26 protein-coding genes and 1 tRNA gene are annotated in these 23,062 nt (G+C 69.9%); 14 read left to right on the top strand and 13 right to left on the bottom strand.

Going from position 1 to position 23,062, the window contains the following annotated elements:
* Positions 1-85: 85 nt before the first annotated feature.
* The gene (locus OG747_RS24320; protein ID WP_405885646.1) at positions 86-586 is read left to right on the top strand and encodes a hypothetical protein; all 501 of its coding nucleotides are present in this window, start codon (positions 86-88) and stop codon (positions 584-586) included.
* A 32-nt stretch (positions 587-618) separates the two neighbouring features.
* Here OG747_RS24320 and OG747_RS24315 read toward each other — a convergent pair whose 3' ends face one another.
* A complete protein-coding gene (locus OG747_RS24315) occupies positions 619-1,335 on the bottom strand; it encodes a pentapeptide repeat-containing protein (protein ID WP_405881450.1) in 717 nt (238 codons plus the stop codon).
* Between the two features lie 201 nt (positions 1,336-1,536).
* On the opposite strand from OG747_RS24315, the gene OG747_RS24310 reads away from it, so the two are divergent.
* Entirely contained in the window at positions 1,537-3,039 is a 1,503-nt protein-coding gene (locus tag OG747_RS24310; RefSeq protein WP_405881449.1) for an MFS transporter, read from the top strand.
* Here the strand turns inward: OG747_RS24310 and OG747_RS24305 are convergent.
* The 3 genes from OG747_RS24305 to OG747_RS24295 all read right to left on the bottom strand — a co-directional run bounded on the left by OG747_RS24305 (position 3,028) and on the right by OG747_RS24295 (position 5,683).
* Positions 3,028-3,501 (bottom strand): GNAT family N-acetyltransferase, encoded by a 474-nt coding sequence (locus tag OG747_RS24305; protein ID WP_405881448.1) that lies wholly within the window; start codon positions 3,499-3,501, stop codon positions 3,028-3,030. The genes OG747_RS24310 and OG747_RS24305 overlap by 12 nt on opposite strands.
* 105 nt (positions 3,502-3,606) lie before the next feature.
* A complete protein-coding gene (locus OG747_RS24300; RefSeq protein WP_405881447.1) occupies positions 3,607-5,019 on the bottom strand; it encodes an NAD(P)/FAD-dependent oxidoreductase in 1,413 nt (470 codons plus the stop codon).
* Positions 5,020-5,029: 10 nt separating this feature from the next.
* The gene (locus OG747_RS24295) at positions 5,030-5,683 is read right to left on the bottom strand and encodes a rhomboid-like protein (RefSeq protein ID WP_405881446.1); all 654 of its coding nucleotides are present in this window, start codon (positions 5,681-5,683) and stop codon (positions 5,030-5,032) included.
* Between the two features lie 34 nt (positions 5,684-5,717).
* On the opposite strand from OG747_RS24295, the gene OG747_RS24290 reads away from it, so the two are divergent.
* Both OG747_RS24290 and OG747_RS24285 read left to right on the top strand, forming a co-directional pair.
* On the top strand, positions 5,718-6,605 hold the full coding sequence (locus tag OG747_RS24290; protein ID WP_405881445.1) for an aminoglycoside phosphotransferase family protein: 888 nt from the start codon (positions 5,718-5,720) through the stop codon (positions 6,603-6,605).
* A 46-nt stretch (positions 6,606-6,651) separates the two neighbouring features.
* Entirely contained in the window at positions 6,652-6,837 is a 186-nt protein-coding gene (locus OG747_RS24285) for a hypothetical protein (protein ID WP_405881444.1), read from the top strand.
* A 44-nt stretch (positions 6,838-6,881) separates the two neighbouring features.
* On the opposite strand, the gene OG747_RS24280 is transcribed toward OG747_RS24285, so the two are convergent.
* Positions 6,882-6,956 (bottom strand) — tRNA-Thr (locus OG747_RS24280).
* Positions 6,957-7,132: 176 nt separating this feature from the next.
* Between OG747_RS24280 and OG747_RS24275 the strand changes: the two genes are divergently transcribed.
* From OG747_RS24275 to OG747_RS24260, 4 genes are all read left to right on the top strand, one after another.
* The gene (locus tag OG747_RS24275; protein ID WP_405881443.1) at positions 7,133-7,282 is read left to right on the top strand and encodes a helix-turn-helix domain-containing protein; all 150 of its coding nucleotides are present in this window, start codon (positions 7,133-7,135) and stop codon (positions 7,280-7,282) included.
* A gap of 289 nt (positions 7,283-7,571) precedes the next feature.
* Complete coding sequence (locus tag OG747_RS24270) at positions 7,572-8,708, top strand: ABC transporter ATP-binding protein (protein WP_405881442.1); 1,137 nt, start codon at positions 7,572-7,574, stop codon at positions 8,706-8,708.
* A gap of 273 nt (positions 8,709-8,981) precedes the next feature.
* Positions 8,982-9,434, top strand: coding sequence for a hypothetical protein (locus OG747_RS24265; RefSeq protein ID WP_405881441.1), 453 nt, complete (start codon positions 8,982-8,984; stop codon positions 9,432-9,434).
* 88 nt (positions 9,435-9,522) lie between these two features.
* The gene (locus OG747_RS24260) at positions 9,523-10,254 is read left to right on the top strand and encodes an NDP-sugar synthase (protein WP_405881440.1); all 732 of its coding nucleotides are present in this window, start codon (positions 9,523-9,525) and stop codon (positions 10,252-10,254) included.
* Positions 10,255-10,377: 123 nt separating this feature from the next.
* Here the strand turns inward: OG747_RS24260 and OG747_RS24255 are convergent, their stop codons facing one another.
* The 6 genes from OG747_RS24255 to OG747_RS24230 form a co-directional block, all read right to left on the bottom strand.
* Positions 10,378-12,219 (bottom strand): DoxX family membrane protein, encoded by a 1,842-nt coding sequence (locus tag OG747_RS24255; protein ID WP_405881439.1) that lies wholly within the window; start codon positions 12,217-12,219, stop codon positions 10,378-10,380.
* Positions 12,220-12,334: 115 nt separating this feature from the next.
* Positions 12,335-13,276, bottom strand: coding sequence for a 23S rRNA (guanosine(2251)-2'-O)-methyltransferase RlmB (gene rlmB, locus OG747_RS24250; protein WP_405881437.1), 942 nt, complete (start codon positions 13,274-13,276; stop codon positions 12,335-12,337).
* A 121-nt stretch (positions 13,277-13,397) separates the two neighbouring features.
* Positions 13,398-14,798: a cysteine--tRNA ligase gene (cysS, locus tag OG747_RS24245; RefSeq protein ID WP_405881436.1), complete on the bottom strand. Its 1,401-nt coding sequence runs from the start codon at positions 14,796-14,798 to the stop codon at positions 13,398-13,400.
* Between the two features lie 252 nt (positions 14,799-15,050).
* Positions 15,051-15,557, bottom strand: a complete 507-nt coding sequence (gene ispF / locus OG747_RS24240; RefSeq protein ID WP_405881435.1) for a 2-C-methyl-D-erythritol 2,4-cyclodiphosphate synthase — start codon at positions 15,555-15,557, stop codon at positions 15,051-15,053.
* Entirely contained in the window at positions 15,547-16,299 is a 753-nt protein-coding gene (ispD, locus tag OG747_RS24235; RefSeq protein ID WP_405881434.1) for a 2-C-methyl-D-erythritol 4-phosphate cytidylyltransferase, read from the bottom strand. Before ispD ends, ispF begins: the two co-directional genes overlap by 11 nt.
* A gap of 455 nt (positions 16,300-16,754) precedes the next feature.
* A complete protein-coding gene (locus tag OG747_RS24230) occupies positions 16,755-17,237 on the bottom strand; it encodes a CarD family transcriptional regulator (protein WP_003953493.1) in 483 nt (160 codons plus the stop codon).
* A gap of 268 nt (positions 17,238-17,505) precedes the next feature.
* Here OG747_RS24230 and OG747_RS24225 point away from each other — a divergent pair, with 268 nt between their 5' ends.
* Together OG747_RS24225 and OG747_RS24220 are read left to right on the top strand one after the other, a co-directional pair.
* Positions 17,506-17,706 carry a hypothetical protein gene (locus OG747_RS24225; protein WP_405881433.1) on the top strand — a complete coding sequence of 67 codons (201 nt, stop codon included), beginning with the start codon at positions 17,506-17,508 and terminating at the stop codon, positions 17,704-17,706.
* A 189-nt stretch (positions 17,707-17,895) separates the two neighbouring features.
* Entirely contained in the window at positions 17,896-18,615 is a 720-nt protein-coding gene (locus OG747_RS24220) for a DUF461 domain-containing protein (protein WP_405881432.1), read from the top strand.
* An 89-nt stretch (positions 18,616-18,704) separates the two neighbouring features.
* Here the strand turns inward: OG747_RS24220 and OG747_RS24215 are convergent, their stop codons facing one another.
* Positions 18,705-19,385, bottom strand: coding sequence for a response regulator transcription factor (locus OG747_RS24215; protein WP_009340348.1), 681 nt, complete (start codon positions 19,383-19,385; stop codon positions 18,705-18,707).
* The gene (locus OG747_RS24210; protein WP_405881431.1) at positions 19,382-20,710 is read right to left on the bottom strand and encodes a sensor histidine kinase; all 1,329 of its coding nucleotides are present in this window, start codon (positions 20,708-20,710) and stop codon (positions 19,382-19,384) included. The genes OG747_RS24215 and OG747_RS24210 overlap by 4 nt, the downstream gene beginning before the upstream one ends.
* A gap of 262 nt (positions 20,711-20,972) precedes the next feature.
* On the opposite strand from OG747_RS24210, the gene phoU reads away from it, so the two are divergent.
* The 4 genes from phoU (at position 20,973) to OG747_RS24190 (ending at position 22,864) form a co-directional block, all read left to right on the top strand.
* Positions 20,973-21,674 carry a phosphate signaling complex protein PhoU gene (phoU, locus tag OG747_RS24205; RefSeq protein WP_405881430.1) on the top strand — a complete coding sequence of 234 codons (702 nt, stop codon included), beginning with the start codon at positions 20,973-20,975 and terminating at the stop codon, positions 21,672-21,674.
* A gap of 190 nt (positions 21,675-21,864) precedes the next feature.
* Entirely contained in the window at positions 21,865-22,017 is a 153-nt protein-coding gene (locus OG747_RS24200; RefSeq protein WP_405881429.1) for a hypothetical protein, read from the top strand.
* Between the two features lie 134 nt (positions 22,018-22,151).
* Positions 22,152-22,400: an SCO4226 family nickel-binding protein gene (locus OG747_RS24195; protein ID WP_405881428.1), complete on the top strand. Its 249-nt coding sequence runs from the start codon at positions 22,152-22,154 to the stop codon at positions 22,398-22,400.
* A gap of 170 nt (positions 22,401-22,570) precedes the next feature.
* Positions 22,571-22,864 (top strand): LysR substrate-binding domain-containing protein, encoded by a 294-nt coding sequence (locus OG747_RS24190; protein ID WP_405881427.1) that lies wholly within the window; start codon positions 22,571-22,573, stop codon positions 22,862-22,864.
* Positions 22,865-23,062 lie beyond the last annotated feature (198 nt).

Here is a 23,062-nt window from a genome sequence, read left to right as displayed (position 1 = left end):
GCCCGAAGCCTTGGCACGCGCCCGAAGCCGCACCTCCCGCCCCGAGACCAAGCCCCCTCCCCCGGGCCATGACACCATCACCTACGTGCTCGACATCGGCTACGCCCTCTCCAACCGCTTCCCCGACCCCCCGCAGACCGACTACCGCCGCGCGGACGTCCACGCGCTCCGGCACGACCTGTTCTGCGGCGATGTCTACCTCGCCGACACCAAGGCGGACCGGGAGCTGTCCACAGCCTGGGGATGGGTACCGGTGCTCGACTTCGCGTGGGCGCTGTGCGACATCGTGGAGCAGCTCGACCGGGACCCGCGCGGCAGCCGGGCCTCGCGCCCGCAGCACGCGGAGCTCGACTTCACCGAGTCGACCGACCGCATGCTCTTCGAGCGGCGCTTCGGCTGGGTGGACATCGAGGCCGACTGGATGCCGGGCGACGAGGAGCCGCTGACCTTCTCCCACTCCGAACTCCGCCGCGAGGCCCGCGACTTCCTGCACGACCTGATCGCCGACCTCACCGACCTCCACGACGACCTCGCCGAGAACCCGGCCATCTGGACCCTCCAGGCCCGCTTCCCCCGAGTGACCTGATCCCCCTCACCCTCGTCCGCGGGCCCCGTCCCTCACTCCTCCCCGGACCCGGATCCCCCGTCCACCCGCACCCCCAGCGCCGCCGCCAGCACCGGCGCCAGGTCCAGCAACTGGCTCGGGCTGATCACCGCCCCCGCCAGCCGGTCCACGCCCCGGGCGATGTCCAGTTCCGCCGCGCGGCGCAGGTCGACGTCCGTCAGGGTGGCCGCGGTGAGATCCGCGCCCTTCAGGACGCAGTCCACGAACTCCACCCGCTCGAGCCGGGCGCCCCCGAAGTCCGGCTCGACCAGCACACAGCCCTCGAAGACAACGTCCTTGAGTCGGGCCTTGCGCAGGTTCAGGTAGTCGATCTTGCCGCCGCGGATCAGGACTCGCTCCAGTACGGAACCGTGCAACTGCACCCCGCCCAGCCGGGCGTCGACCAGCTCGACATCGCGCAACGTCGACTCGGCGAGATCGGTGCCCACGCCCCGTATGCCCGTCAGGACCGAGTCCAGCACGCGCGCGTGGTGCAGCCGCGTCTCGTCCAGCGCACACCCCGTCAGAGCGCAGTCCATGAAGCGCGCGCCCCCGCCGTCCTGCCCGACGAAGTCGACCTCCAGGAACTCCAGCCCGTCATAGTCCCCGTCCGGCTCCAGCCCGAAGCCGTCGTACGGCTCCAGTGATGACAGCCTGACCTCCGGCCGCCGCGCCCCCTGGACCACTCCCTTTGCCCTGCCTGTTGCCCTGCCCGCCGCTTTCCGCACCATGCCCCCATCTTGCCCTCCCCCACCGACAACGCCCCCTGACCTGCCCGTTCACCTCCGGTGTCACATTCCCACCACCTCGGTCGGTCGTACGCAGAGCGTGACCAGCGACAGCCTCGCCACACCCTCGCGGCACCCTCGCAGCACCCTCGCGACAGCCTCCGGGAAGATGCGATTCGTGCCCATTCATGGTCTTCTGGGAAGGTGAGCGTCACCCGAACGGGTGAACCCGCAGGCACACCGACGGGCGCGGACTCCCACCGCTGGTGGGGTCTGGTGATCATCGCCCTCGCACAGCTGATGGTGGTCCTGGACGCAACCATCGTGAACATCGCGCTCCCCTCCGCACAGCGCGCGCTCGGCATGTCCGACGGCAACCGGCAGTGGGTCATCACCGCGTACACCCTGGCCTTCGGCGGCCTGCTCCTGCTGGGCGGCCGGATCGCCGACCTGGTCGGCCGAAGACGCACCTTCGTCTTCGGCCTCATCGGCTTCGCGGCCGCCTCCGCGATCGGCGGCGCGGCCACCACCTCCGCCATGCTCTACGGCGCCCGCGCCCTCCAGGGCGCCTTCGCCGCCCTCCTGGCGCCCTCCGCGCTCAGCCTGCTGACCACCACCTTCACCGACCCGAAGGAGCGCGGAAAGGCCTTCGGCGTCTACAGCGCCCTCGCGGGCAGCGGCTCGGCGATCGGATTCATCGTGGGCGGGCTGCTGACCGAGTACCTGAACTGGCGCTGGTGCCTGTACGTCAACATCCCCATAGCCGTCGTCGGGGTCTTCGGCGCGTTCGCGCTGCTGCCCGACCCCCCGGGCAACACCGGCGCCCGGCTCGACGTGCGCGGGACGCTGCTGGGCTGCGGCGGACTGGTCACGATCGTCTACGGGGTCAGCCAGGCGGAGTCGCGCGGCTGGACGGACCCGCTGGTGCTGGCCCTCCTCACGGGCGGAATCGTCCTGCTGACCACGTTCGTGTTCTGGCAGACGAGGGCCCCGAGCCCGCTGCTCCCCCTCCACATCGTCAAGGACCGCACGCGCGCGGGCTGTTTCCTGACGATGACCCTCGCCATCATCGGCATGTTCGGCATGTACCTGTTCATGACCTACTACCTGCAGGTCATCCTCGGGTACTCACCCGTGAAGACGGGCCTGGCCTTCCTGCCCCTGCCGGTCTCCATCGTCATCTGTACCACGCAGATCTCGGCGCGGCTGCTGCCCCACGTGGTGCCGCGCGTGCTGATGGTCCCCGGCGCGCTCCTCGCGACCTCCGGGATGCTGTTCTTCACCCAGCTCACGGTCCACTCCCACTACGCGGACCAACTGCTGCCCGGCCTGATCCTGATGGGCTTCGGCATGGGCCTGATCCTCATGCCGGTCTTCGCCACCGCCACCGCCGGGGTCGCCCCACAGGACTCGGGCGTGACCTCCGCGACCGTGAACACCTCGCAGCAGGTGGGCGGATCGATCGGTACGGCCCTGCTGAACACCATCGCCACCACCAGTGGTACGGCCTACATCGCCGCGCACCTGACCAACCCGGCCCAGCGGGCCCCGGTCGTCCGTGAGGGCCTCGTGCACGGCTACACGGTCGCCATCTGGTGGGCCTGCGGCATCATGCTCCTGGCCGGCCTGGTCGCGGGCCTCATGGTCACCACGAGGGTCCCCAGGCGCGCGCCCACACCGGCCCCCGCGCCGGAGTCAGTGCCCTGACCCCAGCTCCCGCAGCGCCCCGTCCGTCAGCCGGTACACCGTCCACTCGTCCTGCGGCCGCGCGCCGAGCGCCTCGTAGAACCTGATCGACGGCTCGTTCCAGTTCAGCACCGACCACTCGAGCCGCCCGTACCCGCGCTCGACGCAGATCCGCGCCAGCTCGGTGAGCAGCGCCTTGCCGTGCCCGCCACCGCGCACGTGCGGCCGTACGTACAAGTCCTCGAGATAGATCCCGTGCACGCCACGCCACGTCGAGAAGTTCAAGAACCACAGGGCGAACCCGACCGGCTCCCCCGCCGCCTCCGCGATGTGCGCGAACGCGGCCGGGTGCTCCCCGAACAGCGCCTCGCGCAACTGCTGCCGGGAGGCCCTCGCCTCGTCCGGCACCTTCTCGTACTCGGCCAGTTCACGGACCATCGCGTGGATGACGGGGATGTCGGCGGGGGTGGCTGGGCGAATCATGGCCGCAGTGTCACACATGCGTGCCGGGCACACGCGTGCCCCCGCCTGGGCCTGAGTAACCGTCGGTCCCAGCGCGGCACAGACGGCCAACGCCGCCCATAACGGTCAGTGACGTCCGGCCACCCGGTCCGCCACCTGCGCCAGACGCGACGACTGAGCACTGTGCGTGGCGAGTTCGCGGCGGTCGGCCGTGCGATAGGTGGCGTACATGCCCTGGACGCCGATCCAACGGAAGGGCTCCGGCTCCCACTTGCGGACCTTGTGGTTGACCCAGGGGAGAGCCGTCAGGTCGGTCGGGCCCGCCTGACCCGAGTCCTGCTGGATCAGGTCGCGCAGGGTGCGGGCGGCAAGGTTGGTGGTGGCGACGCCGGAGCCGACGTAACCGCCCGCCCAGCCGAGCCCCGTCGAGCGGTCCAGAGTCACCGTGGCGCACCAGTCGCGCGGTACACCAAGGACGCCCGACCAGGCATGCTCCACCCGGACCCCGGCCAACGACGGGAAGAAGCGGACGAGAATCTCGTACAAGGCCTCGATGGTCGCCTGCTGGGTACGGCCGTCGTTGTCGGTGCGCGAACCGAAGCGGTACGGGACGCCACGGCCGCCGAGCGCGATACGGCCGTCCGCGGTGCGCTGGGCGTACATGTACGCGTGCGCCATGTCGCCGAGCGTCTCGCCGCCCTCCCAGCCGATCGTCGCCCACTGCTCGGGAGTCAGCCGCTCAGTCGCGATCATGGAGGAGTTCATGGGCAGCCAGGTGCGCTTCTGACCCTTCAGGGAGGCCGTGAAGCCCTCCGTGCAGCGCAGCACATAGGGGGCACGGACAGTGCCGTACGGCGTCACCGCGCGCTTCGGACGGATCTCCGTGACCGGGGTCTTCTCGTGGATCGTGACACCGAGCGCCTCGACCGCCGCCGCCAGCCCCTTGACGAGCTTCACCGGGTGCAGACGTGCCCCGTGCGGGGTCCAGGCCGAGCCGACCGCGTCCGCGACCCGCACGCGCTCAACGGTTTCCCGGGCGCCGTACAGCTCGCGGTCCTTCTCACCGTACGACAGCTCATGCTCGTGGAAGGCCTTCAGACGGGCCAGCTGGGCCGGTGTGTACGCCACCTCCAGGACACCGCCCTGATGGACGTCCGCCTCGATGCCCTCCTCCGCGGCGACCCGGACGACCTCCTCGACCGTCTCGTTCATCGCCTTCTGAAGGCGGACCGCCGCCTCGTGGCCGTGCAGCTTGGCGTACCGGTCACGGCCCGCGACGCCGTTGTAGAGCCAGCCGCCGTTGCGCCCCGAGGCGCCGTAGCCACAGAACTTCTGCTCCAGGACGGTGACGCGCAGGAAGGGGGCCGCCTTCTTGAGGTAGTACGCGGTCCACAGGCCCGTGTAACCGCCGCCGACGATCACGACGTCGGCGGTCGCGTCGCCCTGCAGGGGCTCCCGGGGCTCGGGCAGACCGTCGTCCGCGTACCAGAAGGAGATGCCGCCGTTGACCGTGCCGCTTCCCGTACCGCTGCTGCTCATGGCCGGGACGTTAACCCCTGACAGCGGCCGCTGTCTCCTTCGGATTCCGTGCTTTTCCGCGGCCCCTGACCAGCGGATAGCAGGCCAGACCGATCAGCATCGAGGTGAAATGTCCAAGATCGGTGAAGGTACGGCCGGTCGCGAACGGAACCCCGTACACCGCGAACACGGCCACCACATACGGATACCTCCAGGGCGCCGCGACCCGGTACGTGAGCACGGCGATCACGCCCGCCAGCGCGTAACTCACCCCGATGTCCAAGGTGTCGACCGCCGAGTGCGGCACCATGTCGTGCCGGATCGCCCACAGCAGCGCGCCCTCGCTGATGAGCGTGGCCAGCACATGCGCCGCCACACACACCAGCAGCCAGCGCGCGGTGCCCAACCAACGCTCGGCCTGCGCGTGGAAGACCGTGTACAGGACGGCGTACGGCAGCCAGTCCCCGCTGTCGATCCACATCGCGCTGACGATCAGCGCCCGCACCGGATTGTTCGACAGCTCATGGATGTTCGTCGAGCGCTGCCGCAGGAAGTCCACCTCGAAATCCGGCGACATGTGGTGCACGGCCACCGTGGTCACGAAGAGAATCCCCAGCCAGACGTACGCACCCGGGGCGCCGCACACGTACGTCCACACCCTGTGGAGGCCCCGGTCGATTCGCATGAGCCGATTCACCCATGCCAGTAGTGTCCCGTAGGTGATCGACATTCCGGACGAGCTGGCCGCCTCGCAGACGAAGTTCAACGGAGAGGCCGGGCGGGCCTTCATCACCGGACTGCCGGATCTGGCGGCGGACTTCCTGAAGCGCTGGGAGCTGCGCGTCGACGGCCCGTCGATGTACGGCGTCTGCGCCCTGGTACTGCCGGTCGTCCGCGCCGACGGCATCCCGGCCGTCCTCAAACTCCGACTCCTCGACGAGGAGAGCGAGGGCGAGCCGATCGCCCTGCGCGTCTGGGACGGCGACGCAGCGGTACGTCTCCTCGAACACGACGCCGCCACCGGCACGATGCTCCTGGAACGCCTCGACCCGACCCGCATGCTCTCGCACCTCCCCGACACCCGCGAGGCCGTCCTGGTCATCGCCCGCCTGCTGGCCCGCCTGACCTCCGTACCAGCGCCGCGGGGCATGCGACGACTCGGCGACATCGCGGCGGCCATGCTCGACCAGGCCCCGTGGGCACTGGACCAAGTCCCGGACGCCACGACACGCCGCCTCCTCACCGACTGCGCGGCCGCCGTACGCGAAGTCGTCACCGAACCCGGCGACCGCCTCCTGCACTGGGACCTCCACTACGAGAACGTCCTCGCCGCGGACCGCGCCCCCTGGCTGGCCATCGACCCGAAACCGCTGGCCGGCGACCCCGGCTTCGACCTGTACCCCGCCCTCAACAACCGCTTCGACACGGACGAGATCCGCCGACGCTTCGACGCCATGACGGACCTGCTCGGACTGGACCGCGAACGGGCCCGCGCCTGGACCCTCGCCCGTGTCCTGCAGAACTCCCTCTGGGACATCAAGAACCGCCGCCCCCCGGAACCCCAGCAACTGGAGATCGCACGGAGGCTTCGCGGAGACCAGGGGTGAGCCGGCGGTGAGTGCGCGGTGAGCACACCCGAACACGCTCACCACCATGACGAACCCACAGAACACCACCCCGAAGAACACCGACATACTGGTCACCGGCGCCTCCGTCGCCGGCCCCGCACTCGCCCACTGGCCGCACCTCCACGGCCTCCAGGACCCGCGCGACCACCACACCCTGACAACCGGGGACGGCCTGTTCCCGTCATTGAGGGCGGCCCGTCCGCACGACTGAGGGCGGCGCGGATATTCCGCGCCGCCCTCAGTGACGTACTGCCGAGCCTCCTGTCGGATTCGAACCGACGACCTATCGCTTACAAGGCGATCGCTCTAAACCAACTGAGCTAAGGAGGCACCGCGCACAACAACGCCGCACGCGAAGGCGGCTCCACTCTACACAGAGCCCGTTTCCTCAAGCGACGAAGTTCGTGACTCACCTCGCCCCGAAAACTGTGTGTAACCATCCGCGCACCCGTTCGTTGATCGGTCTGACGTGCTGTTCCGAAGCTCGGATCGTCGGGGAGGGGTTCATGGGGGAGCCGGCGGAGAAGCCGCAAGCGGTGAGGGGCGAGGAGGCCAAACGCATCAAGCGCGAGGCCCTCGATCCGACCGATGAGCAGGCCGAGCCGCTGCGGCGGACGTTCGGTGCCTGCCGGTGGGTCTACAACGAGCTCGTGTGAGACCAGTCGGGCGTGGTTCATGAGGACCGTGCTCGTCGGGCAGTGGGCCGTGAAACAGGAAGCGCAACAGGTCAAAAGGCGTCCGCTCCGGCCTGTGCGGCACAGGCCAGAAGTGCAGTGCTCGACCCCTTCGAAAATTTTCCGCGAAGGTCACAGGGCCGCAGGTACTGACAGCCGAGTGAACGCCAGGTACCGTCCTGACCCAGTTCACTCGTGTGGACTACACCAACCACCTTCCTACAACGGATCGTCCGGCACGTTCCTGCCGGTAGAAGGGGGCCCATTCATCATGGCCACTGTCTCGTTCGACAAGGCGACCCGGATCTACCCGGGTTCCGAGAAGCCCGCCGTCGATGCTCTGGAGATCGACATCGAGGACGGCGAGTTCCTCGTCCTCGTCGGTCCCTCCGGTTGCGGCAAGTCCACCTCGCTCCGCATGCTCGCGGGGCTCGAGGACGTGAACGCCGGCGCCATCCGCATCGGTGACCGCGATGTCACGCACCTGCCGCCCAAGGACCGGGACATCGCCATGGTGTTCCAGAACTACGCGCTCTACCCGCACATGACGGTCGCCGACAACATGGGCTTCGCGCTCAAGATCGCCGGTGTACCGAAGGCCGAGATCCGCCAGAAGGTCGAGGACGCGGCGAAGATCCTCGACCTCACGGAGTACCTGGGCCGCAAGCCGAAGGCGCTCTCCGGCGGTCAGCGCCAGCGTGTCGCGATGGGTCGCGCCATCGTGCGTGAGCCCCAGGTCTTCCTCATGGACGAGCCGCTGTCGAACCTCGACGCCAAGCTCCGTGTCTCGACCCGTACGCAGATCGCCTCGCTGCAGCGCCGTCTCGGCATCACCACCGTGTACGTCACCCACGACCAGGTCGAGGCCATGACCATGGGCGACCGGGTGGCCGTGCTCAAGGACGGTCTGCTCCAGCAGGTCGACTCGCCGCGCAACATGTACGACCGCCCCGCGAACCTGTTCGTCGCCGGGTTCATCGGCTCCCCCGCCATGAACCTCGTCGAGGTCCCGATCACGGACGGCGGCGTGAAGTTCGGCAACTCCGTCGTGCCGGTGAACCGCGAGGCACTGAAGGCCGCCGCGGACAAGGGCGACCGCACCGTCACGGTCGGCGTCCGCCCGGAGCACTTCGACATCGTCGAGCACAACGGCGACGCCGCGAAGTCGCTGTCGAAGGACACCGAGGGCGCCCCGGCCGGCCTCGCCGTCTCGGTGAACGTCGTCGAGGAGCTCGGCGCCGACGGTTACGTCTACGGCAGCGCCAAGGTCGACGACAAGCTCACGGACCTGGTCGTCCGCGTCAGCGGCCGCGCGGTCCCGGACAAGGGCGCCACGCTGCACGTCGTGCCGCGTCCGGGCGAGACCCACGTGTTCTCGACCTCGACGGGCGAGCGGCTCTCCGACTGACGAGCGGCTCTCCGACCGGCGAGCGCCTCTGCGGTCGCGGCAACGGATCGAAACACCCGGGTTCAGCACCCCGTAGCGGGTGAATTCACCCAAGTTGACGAAGAGGGCCCCACAGCCTGCTGTGGGGCCCTCTTCGTTCTCGACAAATACCCCGGCAAGCCGGTCATTTCGATACGTGTACGTCAACCCGGCACCTTGAAGTAGCGGGTTCCCCATCCCTCAAACTGATTACTAAATGTCGCCAAATCATCACCCCGCGCTACCCTCACTCGCGTGAAGCACTCCACCACTAACCAACGGACCCGGCGTGGCCGTGGCCCCGCCCGCCGGATCGGTCGCACCCTCGCCCTCGTTCTGCCTGTTGTCCTGGTGCTCTCCGGGACCCTCGCGGTCACCCGAGTCAACTGGTCGGGGAACTCCTCGGACTCGGTGCTCACCGCCGCCTCCTCCTCGGACGTCTCCTCGCGTGCCGTGTCCCGCGCCCCGCAGGACGTGCTGCGCGACCGGCTCCTGCTGGAACTCCAGGAGAAGAACCCGGGTGACGCCCTCACCGACCTCCAGAAGGCGGTGAACGGCCGCCCGTCGCTCGCGAAGCACTGTGTGTCCATCGCCCGCGCCCTCGGCCGCGCCGCGGTCCGCGCGTACGGCCCGACGCGCGCCCAGGCGTTCGCGCGCCCGGTCTGCGACACGTCCTTCGCATCGGGGGTCGCGGCCACGCACCTCTGAGCCGTCACGTCCGCTCCTCAAGTAACAGCTGGCTAAGGGATCCGTTGCCGACGGAAGCCGCGAGCGGGGCGCGACGTACAGTTCGGGCATGACCGATCCGAACGCCGCGTCGCGCCCCGTTCAAGCCGTTGTCCTGGCCGGCGGCCAGGGCTCCCGGCTGCGTCCCTACACCGACGACCGGCCCAAGCCGATGGTCGAGATCCCCGGCACCGGGACCCCGATCATCGGCCACCAGTTGACCTGGCTCGCCGAGGAGGGCGTCACCGACGTCGTCGTCTCCTGCGGCCACCTCGCCGAGGTCCTCCAGAAGTGGCTGGCATCGGCCGACCTACCGGTCAACATCACGACGGTCGTCGAGACCGAGCCCCTCGGCCGCGGCGGCGGTCTCAAGTACGCCGCCGCGCACCTGCCCTACCCGGACCGGCCCTGGTACGCGACGAACGGCGACATCTGGACCCGTTTCTCGCTGCGCGACATGGCGGACTTCCACACCGAGCGCGACGCCGTCGCCACGCTCGCCCTCGCCCGTCCCCGTATCCCGTGGGGCGCCGTCAAGACGGACGGCTTCGGACGCGTCACGGACTTCATCGAGTCCCCGCCGACCACGTACGAGATCAACGCGGGCGTCTACGTCTTCTCCGCCGAGTTCGCCGACCTGCTCCCCGAGCGCGGCGACCACGAGCGCACCACGTTCCCGCACCTGGCCCGCGAACGCCGCCTGGGCGGCTTCCCGCTGCCGCAGGGCGCGTACTGGCGCGCCATCGACACCGCGAAGGACCTCACGGAGGCGGCAAAGGAGCTGGCCGCCCTGGGGCGCTGAGAGCCCGCCACAGAGCCTTGGACACGTCGATGGGGCCCCGCACACCTGATGTGTGCGGGGCCCCATCGACATAGCCGTCGTCGTACCCGTCGTACCAGGGGGAGGGCGTCGCCCCGTGAGGGATTACCCCAGGAGGCCGCCGACCAGCCGGTCCGAGCCGCCGGAGGTGCTGCCGCCGGAGCTCGAGCCGCCGGACGTACCGCCGCCCGCACCGCTGCCTCCGGAGCCGGCACTGGCGCCACTGGCGCCGCTGGACGACGGGCCCGCGCTGGTGCTCGGGGCCTGGTGCACCGGCGAGGACCGCTGGGGCGGGGCCTGGCCGCTGCCCTGGGTCTGACTGGGGCCACTGGTGACCGTGCCGCCCGTCTCACGGATGGCGGCGCCCGGCATGGTGGCCGCCCCCGACGGCGACGAGGAGCTGCCGCGGGTGTGCGTCTCGGCCGAGGCCGACGGGGTGGTGGCCTTGTGGTGGGGCGTGCCGGGCTCCTGGGGAAGCGGGGAGCCGGGCAGTTCGTTGCGCGGGGCCTCGCCCGGTCCGGGCACGACCACGCGGTCGGCGTCGCGGACGGCGCCGCCGAGGAGCGAGCCGACGAGCAGGGTGAACCCGACGACGACGGCCGAGACGAGCGCGCCGCGGCGCAGCACTCGGCGCCGCAGGTCCCAGATGTCGGCGCGCGGCCCGAGCGTGCGCCAGGCCTCGCTCGCGAGGCGTCCGTCGACGGAGTAGACGGGGGCGCCCGCGATGATCAGCGGGGACCAGGCGGCGAGGTAGATGATGTCCGGCGCGTCGTACGCGGGGACCGTCTTCCAGCTGACGGTGACGATGAGCGCGGCCGACAGCATCGCGCCCACGACCGCGGCGGCCCGCTGCCACAGCCCAAGCACCGTGAGGACGCCCACGACGACCTGGAGGAAGGCGATGACGAGCCCGGAGCCCACGGGGTGCTGGAGCGCGAACTGCCGCAGCGGCTCGGCGACTTCCCAGGGGTGCAGGGTGTTCAGCCACTTCACCATGGAGCCGCGCTCGCCGCCGTCGAAGTAGACGGGGTCGCAGAGCTTGCCCATGCCGGCGTAGACGGAGATGAACCCGAGGAAGATACGGAGCGGGAGAAGCACCACGCCGAGGTTCATCCGGCGGCCGGGGTAGTACGCGTGCCGGACGGGGTCGGCACCGTGCCGCCTGACCGGCTCGGCACCGGCCCCTTCGGGTTCCTCCCGCGCGAACTCCCGGCCCGTGTACCGCGGTTCGTCGTAGCCGCTGCCCACGCCGCGCATGTTCGGCAGCAGCAGGGTTCCCGCGGAGTCATGGTCATGGCCGCGCTGGCTGCCGACGAGGGGCGTCTCGGCCGTCTCGGCCGTCTCGACGGTCATGTCGCCTTCGTAGCCCGGGTGTTCGTATCCCCGGTTTTCGTAGCTGCGGTTTTCGTAGCCCCGCTGTTCGTATCCGCGCTGTTCGTAGCCTTGCGATTCGTAGCCCTGCGCTTCGTAGCCCTGCTGTTCGTAACCCTGCTGTCCGTAGTCCTGCTGTCCGTAGCCCTGCTGTCCGTCGTAGCGCGGGATGACCTGGGTGGCGCCGGCGTCGCCCGCCGGGCCCGCGGAGCCATGGCGCACGCTGGTGCTCCGCACGGCCTGCAGGAGGCGGTGGGCGCCGGTGTCGTCGGGGTCCGACTTCCCGCTCCAGACGACGGGCGCGCGGCGGCGGGCCCCGGCGGCCGGGCCGCCCGCTCTGCCTGCCGTACCGACGACGGGGATCCGCGCGCTGTCGCCCGTGGAGCTCGAGTGCCGTGCGACACGCGGTGCTGGGCTCCGCGTCGCGGCGCCCAGCTGCACGCGGAAGCTCGCATGATTGACGATGACCTGCGCCGGATCGCTCGGCACCTTCACCATGCTCAGCGCGGGAGCGTCGTCGAATCCCGACGAGCGGTCCCCCGTGGGTGTGCGGGGTGTTCTGGTGTCCACACTCATCTAACCGAGTGACGTGTGATTAGGACACTGCTTTGACCGCGCCGATCTGTCCGGACCGCGTCAAGGTCATCCCGATCATCCCGATCGCCCCACGGGGGTGGCTGCGCGGACGCCTTCAGACGCGTCGGCGCGCCGCCTCGTACAGCACAACTCCCGCCGCGACACCGGCGTTCAGCGACTCCGTGCCACCCGGCATCGGAATCCGCACCCGGAAGTCACAGGTTTCGCCGACGAGTCGGGACAGGCCCTTGCCCTCGCTGCCGACGACGATGACGACGGGGCCGCCGAGGGCCTCCAGATCACCGACCTCGACCTCGCCGTCCGCGGCGAGTCCGACCACGACGAGGCCGGCCTTCTTGTACGCCTCAAGGGCCCGCGTCAGGTTGGAGGCGCGCGCGACGGGCGTACGGGCGGCGGCACCGGCCGACGTCTTCCAGGCACCGGCGGTCATACCGGCCGCGCGCCGCTCGGGCACGACGACGCCGTGACCGCCGAAGGCCGAGACGGAACGGACGACGGCACCCAGGTTCCGGGGGTCGGTCACGCCGTCGAGGGCGACGATCAGCGGGTCCTGGCCCTCGTCGTACGCGGCGGCCGCGAGGTCCTCGGGGTGCGCGTACTCGTACGGCGGGACCTGGAGGACGAGGCCCTGGTGGTTGAGCCCGTTGGTCATGCGGTCGAGCTCGGGGCGCGGGGCCTCCATGAGGTGGATGCCGCCGCGCTCACCGGCGAGCTGGAGCGCCTCGCGCACCCGCTCGTCGTTGTCGATGAACTGCTGCACGTACAGCATCGACGCGGGCACGCCCTCGCGCAGCGCCTCCACGACCGAGTTGCGCCCGACGACCATCTCGGACGTGCCCTTGCCGCCGCGCCCGCGCGGGGCGGGACGGCGTGCGACCTGCTTCGCCTTGGCGCCCGCGATGCGGTTCTTCTTGTGCCCCTTGCGCATCTCGGCGGGCGGGGTGGGGCCCTTGCCTTCCAGGCCCCGGCGTCGCTGGCCGCCACTGCCGACCTGCGCGCCCTTCTTGCCGGACATGCGGCGGTTGTTAGCGGCCATGACCTACCTGTCTGTGTGAGGCGAGCGTACGTACGTACTTGAAGTGTCGTATATGCAGTGTGCCGCCCGGAGGCCCGGGCGGCACAATCGATCAAGGCCGAGGAGGCCCCGAGGGGCCCGCTCAGCGGGGGCCGAGCGTCCAGCGCGGTCCCTGCGGGCCGTCCTCGATGACCAGGCCGGACTGGTTGAGCTGGTCGCGGATGGCGTCCGCGGTGCCCCAGTCCTTGCGGGCGCGGGCGGCCTCGCGCTGGTCGAGGACCATCCGGACGAGGGTGTCGACGACGCCGTGCAGGTCTTCGCCGCGGTCGCCCTCACCGGCCCACTGCTCGTCGAGCGGGTCGAGCCCGAGGACACCGAGCATGGCCCGGACCTCGGCGAGGCGGGCGACGGCGGCTTCCTTGTCGTCGGCGGCCAGGGCGGAGTTCCCCTGCCGGACGGTCGTGTGCACGATGGCGAGCGCCTGCGGCACGCCCAGGTCGTCGTCCATGGCCTCGGCGAAGGCGAGCGGCACCTCGGCGGCGGGCTCGACAGCGCCCCCCGCCTTCTCGACCACGCGCTGCACGAAGCCCTCGATGCGCGCGAACGCCGACTCGGCCTCGCGCAGGGCCTCTTCGCTGTACTCGATCATCGAGCGGTAGTGCGGGGTGCCGAGGTAGTAGCGCAGCACGATGGGCCGCCACGTCTTGACCATCTCGGAGACGAGCACGGAGTTGCCCAGGGACTTGGACATCTTCTCGCCGCTCATGGTGACCCAGGCGTTGTGCACCCAGTACTTGGCGAACTCGTCACCGAAGGCCTTGGCCTGCGCGATCTCGTTCTCGTGGTGCGGGAAGATCAGGTCGAGCCCGCCGCCGTGGATGTCGAACGCGGGGCCCAGGTACTTGTGGGCCATGGCGGAGCACTCCAGATGCCAGCCGGGCCGGCCCCGTCCCCACGGCGTCTCCCAGCTCGGCTCGCCCGGCTTCGCGGCCTTCCACATGGCGAAGTCGCGCGGGTCCCGCTTGCCGGTCTCGCCGACGCCGGACGGCTGCTGGAGGTTGTCCAGCTCCTGGTTGGACAGCTGGAGGTACTCGGGGAAGGACCGCACGTCGAAGTAGACGTTGCCTTCCGCCTCGTACGCGTGCCCGCGCTCGATGAGCCCGCGCATCATCTCCACCATCTCGGTGATGTGCCCGGTGGCCCGCGGCTCGTAGGTGGGCGGCAGGCAACCGAGCACGGAGTAGCCGTCGTTGAACGCGCGCTCGTTCTCGTACCCGATCGCCCACCAAGGGCGGCCCTGGTCCGCCGACTTGGTGATGATCTTGTCGTCGATGTCGGTCACGTTGCGGATGAACGTGACGTCGTACCCGCGGTACTCGAACCAGCGGCGCATGATGTCGAAGTTGAGGCCCGAGCGGATGTGCCCGATGTGCGGTGCGGCCTGCACGGTGGCACCACACAGGTAGATCGAGACACAACCCGGCTTGAGCGGGGAGAAGTCACGGATCTGCCGGGCGCTGGTGTCGTACAGGCGAATGGTCACCACTCCAGGGTAGTGGGCCCCGGGGTGTGCCCCGCGACCTTCCCTCGCAAGGAGGACTTATTCGTGACATCTGTGGGCGGCGACCGCCCCTCAGAGGGTCTCCAACGCTTCCGACGCTCTTCCTGCGGTGGACTGCGGAGCGTCCGGCGGACATGGGGTTCCTCTCGTACGCCGCCGCGGTGACGACCGTACGAGCGTTGGAGACCCTCACGGGTGCCCGGTCCCGCACCGCCGGCGCCGTACCGGCCGGCGTCAGCCCGTGTGTGCCACCAGTGCCGTGGCGATCGCCATCAGGCCCTCGTCGCGGCCCGGGAAACCGAGGCCGTCCGTCGTCGCGCCGGAGACCGACACCGGTGCGCCGACCGCCTCGGAGAGGATCTTCTGCGCCTCGTCCCGTCGCTTCCCGATCTTCGGGCGGGGTCCCACGACCTGGACGGCGACATTGCCGATGGTGAAACCCGCCGCGCGGACGATCCGCGCGGCCTCCGTCAGCAGCGTGACCCCGGACGCGCCGGACCACTCGGGCCGGCCGGTCCCGAAGTGGGCGCCGAGGTCACCGAGGCCCGCCGCCGAGAACAACGCGTTGCAGGCGGCGTGCGCGACGACGTCCGCGTCGGAGTGCCCGGCAAGGCCCGGCCCCTCGCCCTCCCACAGCAGCCCGGCGCACCACAGCTCCCGCCCGTCTTCGAAGGCGTGGATATCGGTACCGATGCCGACCTGCGGCAGCACCACGGGTACACCGGATGTCTCAGAAGCCATCGTTCGCCCTCCTGCGCGCGAGGACCGCCTCCGCGAGGACGAGGTCCAAGGGACGCGTCACCTTGAACGCCTCCTCGTGCCCGGGCACGACCACGACCCGTGTGCCGAGCTGCTCGACCATGCTCGCGTCGTCGGTCACGTCGTCGGTGACGGTCTCGTGGGCACGTACGAGGGTGGCGCGGTCGAAACCCTGCGGGGTCTGCACGGCGCGCAGCCGCGCCCGCTCGGGCGTGGCGACGACGGGCTCGGGCGCCCCCGGCTCGCTCGCCGGCTCGACCTCCTTGACGGTGTCGGCGAGGGGCAGCGCCGGTACGACGGCGGGGGCGCCGTCGCGTACGGCCTCGATGACCGCGTCGACCGTGTCCACGGGTACGAGCGGGCGGGCCGCGTCGTGCACGAGGACGATGTCGATGCCCGGGGGCAGCGCGTCGAGGCCGTACTTCACGGACTCCTGACGGCTGTCCCCGCCGGGGACGACGAGGAAGTCGGTGCGGTCGGGCAGCGCGTGCGCGTCGAGCAGGGTCTTCACCTCGGCGGCACCGTCGGGCGGGGCCACGACGACGACCAGCGAGACGGCACGGGACGCGGCCATGGCGCGCACCGCGTGGATGAGCATGGGGGTGCCGTTCAGCGCGCGGAGCGCCTTGGGGGCGCCCGGACCGAGGCGCACGCCCCGGCCGGCGGCGGGAATCACGGCCGCCGTACGTGCCCCGGACGACGAAGGGCGCGAATCGTCAGACATCGGTTCCTGTCAGGTTTGTGTACTCGGGGTGCTTGGGTATGGCCTGGGGGTGCCCCCTGCTCGAGCTGAGCCGAGAGCCGGGGGAGTGCCGGGCGCGAGCCTTGACCGGACCCTTCCGTGACATCCGGTCGAGCAAGCTGCCCGGGCCCGGCACGCCAAGTATCGCCAAGTATCGGGGACGCGAGTTCCCGAAGGGGCGTAAGTACGGGGCGTGGGGCGTGGGCACGGGGGCGTGAGGACGAATTCACCGTTGGGGCGCGATTAAGAAATCGCTGTTGGGCCCTGAACAGGCCGTTGGATATGAACATGCCGCAGCGCCCGGCGACAACCATCGCCTCAAGCGACAGCAATTACGTCATCGGGCACCGCGGCATTTCATTGCGCAGCTGTGCGGGCTGGTGTGTACGTCAGGACGACTGCCGGGTGAGCGGCCACCGTCTGTACGACTGCCTGCGTCAGGACGCGAGAACCTCGTCGAGCAGGGCCTCGGCCTTGTCCTCGTTCGTGTTCTCCGCGAGGGCGAGCTCGCTCACCAGGATCTGCCGGGCCTTGGCGAGCATGCGCTTCTCACCGGCGGAGAGTCCACGCTCGCGCTCACGACGCCACAGGTCACGCACGACTTCCGCGACCTTGATGACGTCGCCGGAGGCGAGCTTCTCCAGATTTGCCTTGTAACGACGAGACCAGTTCGTGGGCTCCTCGGCGTACGGCGCGCGCAGCACCTCGAAGACCCGGTCCAGCCCGTCCTGACCGACCACATCACGCACGCCGACGAACTCCGCATTGTCCGCTGGCACACGCACCGTCAGGTCGCCCTGGGCGACCTTCAGCACCAAGTAGGTCTTGTCCACGCCTTTGATCTGGCGAGTTTCGATGGCCTCGATCAGCGCGGCCCCGTGATGGGGATAGACCACGGTGTCGCCAACCTTGAACGTCATGTGACAGGTACCCCTTCCGTGGCTATCCAGGGTAACACGGAAACCGCGTCTTCTGAATGGCGTTTTCGCAGGTCAGGGCATATCTCGGGGCTTGACAACCGCAACAGGAACGTGCTGCGAGGGGCGAGCGGAAGAGGGTATTCGCAGGTGGGAGCGGCTGTCCAGGGCAAGAGAAACGCGTACGTTACACACACCGCACGCTCTTGACCAGGGTCTGTACATCCCGGTTTGTCCGGCTCCAAGAGCTCGACTTCCGCTACTCCGTTCGATGGGCGGAGTCGGGTACGAGACGAATCCGGAATTGATCACGGCCCTCACTGATCTGCCGGTGATCAATTTTCTGGACCGCCATGGATTCCTTACCGGAAAATCTCAAGCGGATCTCGTTGCTGCTCTCGTCGCCACCCTCGTCACTACTCTTGCGACCACTTATGTGAATGGCGGACGAACACAAGCCCAAAACAGCTGATGGGGCGGCCCCGAACCACGCGACGGCCGGGGCGCACGAGCGGCCCGACGGGGCTCGAGGACCACAAGGGGCGGGTCGGGTGCGGCGGCGTGGGAACGGCTCGGTAACCTAAGGCCGCTGACAGACCCTTAGGGCGGCTTTACATGGGAGCCGCTCTGCTTCGCCCACGTTCAAGGAGTTGCCGCCGCCGTGAGCAGCAGCCTTCGACGCGGCGCCCTCGCCGCCGCCGCCATCGCGTTCTCGATCGCCTCGCTCGCCGCGTGCGGTGCCGGCAGCGACGCCCAGACGCTGGGGGTCAAGCCGGACAACGCGGCGACGACCGTCGGCGACATCAAGGTGCAGAACGCCCTCGTCATCACCCAGCCCGACGCGACGTCCACGGGCCCGGCGGTGATCTCCGCGACCGTGTTCAACAACGGTCGCACCCCCCAGACCCTCGACGCGGTCAAGGTCGGCGGTGACGGCACCGCCGAGATCACGCCCGCCACGGGCACGGGCACGGTGACCATCCCGGCCGGTGGCTCCATCATCCTGGGCGGCAAGGGCAACGCCTCCGCCGCCCTGACCGACCCCGGTGCGGTCGTCAAGGACGGCAACGCCCAGCCGGTCACCTTCACCTTCAGCAAGACCGGTGATGTGAACCTGCGCGCGTTCGTCGTCCCGGCCGAGAGCTACTTCACCAAGTGGGGCCCGAGCACCATCCCCGCGGCGCCCGGCGCCATGGCCACCGGTTCCCCGTCCGCCTCGAAGTCGCCGAAGTCCTCGAAGTCCTCGAAGTCCTCGAAATCGCCGAAGTCCTCGGCCTCGCCGTCCGGGTCCGCCTCGGGCTCGCCCGACAGCGCGGCGTCGTCGAGTGCGACGGCGACGGCCACGGCCAGCGCGAAGGCCTCGACGTCGGCCGGCCACTGATCCACCGCGCAGGTCCACCACGCACGAAGGGCGGTACCCCGAGGGGTGCCGCCCTTCGTCGTACTAATTCGCCGTACTAAGGAGTCGGTTTACGGCTCAAACTTGTAGCCGAGGCCACGCACCGTCACCAGGTACCTCGGGGCGCCGGGGTCCGGCTCGATCTTGGCGCGCAGGCGCTTGACGTGGACGTCCAGCGTCTTGGTGTCACCGACGTAGTCGGCACCCCACACCCGGTCGATGAGCTGCATCCGGGTGAGCACGCGGCCCGCGTTGCGCAGCAGCATCTCCAGGAGGTCGAACTCCTTCAGGGGGAGGTCGACCTTGGAGCCGGAGACGGTCACCACGTGGCGGTCGACGTCCATACGGACGGGACCCGCCTCGAGAGCGGCCGGAGTGACCTCCTCCGGCTCCCCGCGGCGGCGCAGGACGGCCCGGATACGGGCGACCAGCTCGCGGGAGGAGAAGGGCTTGGTGACGTAGTCGTCGGCTCCTATTTCCAGCCCGACGACCTTGTCGATCTCGCTGTCCTTGGCGGTGACCATGATCACCGGGACGTTGGAGCGGCCGCGCAGCTGGCGGCAGACCTCCGTACCGGGCAGCCCCGGCAGCATCAGGTCGAGGAGGACGAGGTCGGCGCCGTTGCGCTCGAACTCGTCGAGTCCGTCGGGCCCGGTGGTCGCGATGGCGACCTCGAAGCCCTCCTTGCGGAGCATGTACGACAGGGCGTCGGAGAAGGACTCCTCGTCCTCGACGACGAGCACACGGGTCACGGAAGGACCTCCGGAGCGGGAAGCGGTTCGTACGGGGATGTGACGGTGGTCGTCCCGTCGGGCTGCCCGTTCTCGTCCTCATCGTCGAGTCCGGGCATGTGGTGGTCGATCCCGCGGTCGCGGGCCGCAGCCGCCTCAGGCAGCCGCAGGGTGAACGTGGAGCCCTGACCCTCGGAGCTCCACACCGTGACCTCCCCGCCGTGCGAGGCGGCCACGTGTTTGACGATCGCGAGACCGAGACCCGTACCGCCGGTCTGGCGGGAACGGGCCGGGTCGACGCGGTAGAAGCGCTCGAAGACGCGCTCCCGGTCCTTTTCGGAGATGCCGATGCCCTGGTCGGTCACGGCGATCTCGATGAGGTCTCCGCCGGGCGCGGTCACCCTGCGCGCGGCTATACCCACCCGGGTGCGGGCGGGCGAGTAGTTGACGGCGTTCTCGACGAGGTTGCCGAGGGCGGCGGCCAGCTGGCCGCGGTTCCCCCAGATGCTGAGATCGGCGGTGCCGCCCGCCCGTCGCCCGCCACCACCCTGCTCGAGCCCTTCGGGCGCCCCGACATTCGCGGCCATGGTGATCTGCTTGGTGCCGGCCTGGTGGCGGCACCGGTCGACGGCCTCGGCGACCAGTTCGTCCACGCGGACGGGCTCGGCGTCCTCGAGAGGATCGTCGTTCTGCACCCTCGACAGGTCGATGAGCTCCTGGACGAGGTTGGTGAGCCGGGTGGCCTCTATCTGCATCCGCCCGGCGAAGCGCTCGACGGCCTCCGGATCGTCCGAGGCGTCCATGACCGCCTCGGAGAGCAGGGAGAGCGCGCCGACGGGGGTCTTCAGCTCGTGGCTGACGTTCGCGACGAAGTCGCGCCGTACGGCCTCGATGCGCCGCGCCTCGGTGAGATCCTCGACGAGGAGGAGCACGAGCCGGGAACCGAGCGGGGCGACGCGCGCGGAGACAGCCAGGGCCTCCCCCCGTCCGGTCCCCCTCCTCGGCAGATCCAGCTCGACCTGGCGTATCTCCCCGTCGCGGCGGGTGTCGCGGGCCATCTGCATCATCGGCTCGACGGCGAGTTTGCCGCCGCGCACCAGCCCGAGGGCGTACGCGGCGGAGCTGGCCTTGACGACGGCGTCGGCCTCGTCGAGGACGACGGCCGAGGACCGGAGCACGGACAGAACCGTGTCGACACCCGGCGGAAGCACCGGGTCCGTATGCAGCGATGTGCGGGTGGGGCGTTTCTGGTCGCGCTCGCTCCAGCGGAACGCCAGCATGGCGATGACACCGGTGAGCACTCCGGCGATCGCTGCCGCTGCGGCGACCGCCGCGTTCACGTCCATGCATCCAGGTTAGGCATGTCGTCACGCCAGGCCACAGCCATCGGAGTGCGACCTCGAACACTCGTCGCCCAGAGTTCACCTAGGAGCTAGGGTTGGTTCATTTGGGGTGACGGAAACGGACGCGTACGGGCCGGAACGTGGGGGCGTGGGGTTCACGGGGCTCGTCCGGAGATCCTTCCGGAGATCCTTCCGGCGGTCCGTCCGACGGTCAGGACAGCCTGGCCCCCGGACCCCGAGACTGACGTAAGAGAGGGACAACCAGATGCGTGACGCGTACCACGAGGAACTTGACTCGATCGGCGACGGCCTGGTCGAGATGGCCCGGCTCGTCGGGTCGGCGATCGGACGCGCCACGACGGCCATCCTCGACGCCGACCTGAAGCTGGCCGAGACCGTGATCGCGGCCGACCAGAAGGTCGACGACCTGCAGCACGACCTGGAGGCCCGCGCGATAGCCCTGCTGGCCCGCCAGCAGCCGGTGGCGACGGACCTCCGTATCGTCGTCACGTCGCTCCGTATGTCCGCGGACCTGGAGCGCTCCGGCGACCTGGCCCAGCACGTGGCGAAGCTGGCCCGGCTGCGCTTCCCGGAGCGCGCGATCCCGCACGATCTGCACGCCACGATCCTGGAGATGGGCCAGCTCGCGCAGCGCCTGATGGCGAAGGCGGCCGAGGTGATCATCACGAAGGATGTCGATCTGGCGCTCCAGCTGGAGCAGGACGACGACGAGATGGACCTGCTGCACCGCACGCTCTTCCAGCACCTGCTGGACGACCGCTGGAAGCACGGCATCGAGACGGCCGTCGACGTGACCCTGCTGGGCCGCTACTACGAGCGCTTCGCCGACCACGCGGTGTCGGTGGCCAAGCGTGTGGTGTACCTGGTGACGGGTGAGTACGCGGACGAGCTCCAGCCGGACATCCAGCCGGACATCCAGCCGGCGACGGGGATCGAGGGGGTCTGACCCCCGAGGGTCCGGCAGCTGCGGGTGGTGTCGCTCCTGCTGCGGGTGGTGTCGCTCCTGGGGTGACGTGTCGCTCCGGGAGCGCGCGCGAGCCTCAATGCGCCGTTGATGCGCCCAGCGGGGTGGGCATGCAATGGGTGAAGGCACCCAGCCTCGATGCCTCGCTGAGGCCTCATTGAGGGAGGACCCCATGGCCGATTCCCCCACGACGCCCGACCCGACCCTGGACCGCGACACCGATCAGCCCGCCGACATCAAAAGCCTCCCCCTGTTCGGCGCCTGCGGCTGCGGCTCCGGCTGTGGGTGCGGGTGCCAGTCCGGCAATCCGTGCCAGTGCGGCTGATCACGCACGTACGTCAGGAAGGGCCCCGTCACCACGGCGGGGCCCTTTCCGCGTTCGCCGCCACCGCCGTCTGGGCGCAGCATGGAGGGAAAGGGACGGAGCGGCAAAGCGCTCTCGAAAGGAGGTGCGCGGTCATGGCTCAGTACATGGACGTCCACCACGGGATGGCGGGCATCACGGCCGACCAGCTCATGGCGGTACACAAGGCCGACCTCGCCGTGGAGAAGGACGAGGGCGTGCACTTCGAACGGGCGTGGGCGGACCCGAAGTCCGGCACCGTCTACTGCCTCTCCGACGCCCCCTCGGCCGAAGCGGTGCAGCGCGTCCACGAACGCGCGGGCCACAAGGCGGACGAGATCCACCCCGTGCCCCTGTCGATCTGACACCTCCCCCGACCGACAGCCCCCTGCCCTACGAGGGCTCCGCGAGCAGGGGCTCGGACGCTGCCCGCGGGAGCCGGCCGGGGTTGTCGTGCCGTCGTGACCCGCTCAGTGGAGCGCCCCATCCCCATCCCCATCCCCATCCTCTGATCGTCGAGTTCGGCGAGGCATCCTTGCCCACGCAGCTTCGCCAACTCCGCGCTCACCGCATCGACGTCGCAGTGATCGGCGTGGGACCGGACCTGCCCGCCTACGAATTCGAGGGACTGCGCCGCGACCTGCTCCTCGGCGGCGGCCTTCTGCTGGCCGTCCCTGCCAACCACCGGTTCGCCGGCCGCGGAGCCATCCCGGTGACCGAGCTGAGGGACGAACCCTGGATCGTCGGCAAGGGCCTCCGCGACGACCCCCAGTTCGGCGCCTGGCCGACCCTCGACCACCCGCGGATCGCCTACGCCGCCCGCGGATGACCCACTCGCCTCGGCCTTGTCGCCACCGGTCTCGGCATCACCGCACTCCCCGAAGTAGCCGCGGCCGCGGTCCCCACCGGAGTCCGCATCGTCCAAGTCGACGACCCCGCCTGGCTCGGCCGAGCCATCGTCGCCGTCACGATCCGCGACCGCTCTCCCGAGGTGACAGCCACCGTGGGGCGCTGCGCCACGAGGCCG

It is taken from the genome of Streptomyces sp. NBC_01384 (assembly GCF_045040035.1).
Classification (GTDB): Bacteria; Actinomycetota; Actinomycetes; order Streptomycetales; family Streptomycetaceae; genus Streptomyces.
The sequence above is the reverse complement of the archived record's forward strand: the minus strand, read 5'-3'. Positions and strand labels throughout refer to the sequence as shown.

What these genes read in the sequence shown, in the direction of transcription:
- rlmB (WP_405881437.1), bottom strand. Translation starts at nt 13,276, where the DNA reads ATGGCCGCTAACAACCGCCGCATGTCCGGCAAGAAGGGCGCGCAGGTC.
- OG747_RS24270 (WP_405881442.1), top strand. Translation starts at nt 7,572, where the DNA reads ATGGCCACTGTCTCGTTCGACAAGGCGACCCGGATCTACCCGGGTTCC.
- OG747_RS24195 (WP_405881428.1), top strand. Translation starts at nt 22,152, where the DNA reads ATGGCTCAGTACATGGACGTCCACCACGGGATGGCGGGCATCACGGCC.
- OG747_RS24285 (WP_405881444.1), top strand. Translation starts at nt 6,652, where the DNA reads ATGACGAACCCACAGAACACCACCCCGAAGAACACCGACATACTGGTC.
- OG747_RS24230 (WP_003953493.1), bottom strand. Translation starts at nt 17,237, where the DNA reads ATGACGTTCAAGGTTGGCGACACCGTGGTCTATCCCCATCACGGGGCC.
- phoU (WP_405881430.1), top strand. Translation starts at nt 20,973, where the DNA reads ATGCGTGACGCGTACCACGAGGAACTTGACTCGATCGGCGACGGCCTG.
- OG747_RS24260 (WP_405881440.1), top strand. Translation starts at nt 9,523, where the DNA reads ATGACCGATCCGAACGCCGCGTCGCGCCCCGTTCAAGCCGTTGTCCTG.
- OG747_RS24210 (WP_405881431.1), bottom strand. Translation starts at nt 20,710, where the DNA reads ATGGACGTGAACGCGGCGGTCGCCGCAGCGGCAGCGATCGCCGGAGTG.
- OG747_RS24200 (WP_405881429.1), top strand. Translation starts at nt 21,865, where the DNA reads ATGGCCGATTCCCCCACGACGCCCGACCCGACCCTGGACCGCGACACC.
- ispF (WP_405881435.1), bottom strand. Translation starts at nt 15,557, where the DNA reads ATGGCTTCTGAGACATCCGGTGTACCCGTGGTGCTGCCGCAGGTCGGC.
- OG747_RS24300 (WP_405881447.1), bottom strand. Translation starts at nt 5,019, where the DNA reads ATGAGCAGCAGCGGTACGGGAAGCGGCACGGTCAACGGCGGCATCTCC.
- ispD (WP_405881434.1), bottom strand. Translation starts at nt 16,299, where the DNA reads ATGTCTGACGATTCGCGCCCTTCGTCGTCCGGGGCACGTACGGCGGCC.
- OG747_RS24305 (WP_405881448.1), bottom strand. Translation starts at nt 3,501, where the DNA reads ATGATTCGCCCAGCCACCCCCGCCGACATCCCCGTCATCCACGCGATG.
- OG747_RS24275 (WP_405881443.1), top strand. Translation starts at nt 7,133, where the DNA reads ATGGGGGAGCCGGCGGAGAAGCCGCAAGCGGTGAGGGGCGAGGAGGCC.
- OG747_RS24295 (WP_405881446.1), bottom strand. Translation starts at nt 5,683, where the DNA reads ATGCGAATCGACCGGGGCCTCCACAGGGTGTGGACGTACGTGTGCGGC.
- OG747_RS24225 (WP_405881433.1), top strand. Translation starts at nt 17,506, where the DNA reads ATGGGCGGAGTCGGGTACGAGACGAATCCGGAATTGATCACGGCCCTC.
- OG747_RS24315 (WP_405881450.1), bottom strand. Translation starts at nt 1,335, where the DNA reads ATGGTGCGGAAAGCGGCGGGCAGGGCAACAGGCAGGGCAAAGGGAGTG.
- OG747_RS24255 (WP_405881439.1), bottom strand. Translation starts at nt 12,219, where the DNA reads ATGAGTGTGGACACCAGAACACCCCGCACACCCACGGGGGACCGCTCG.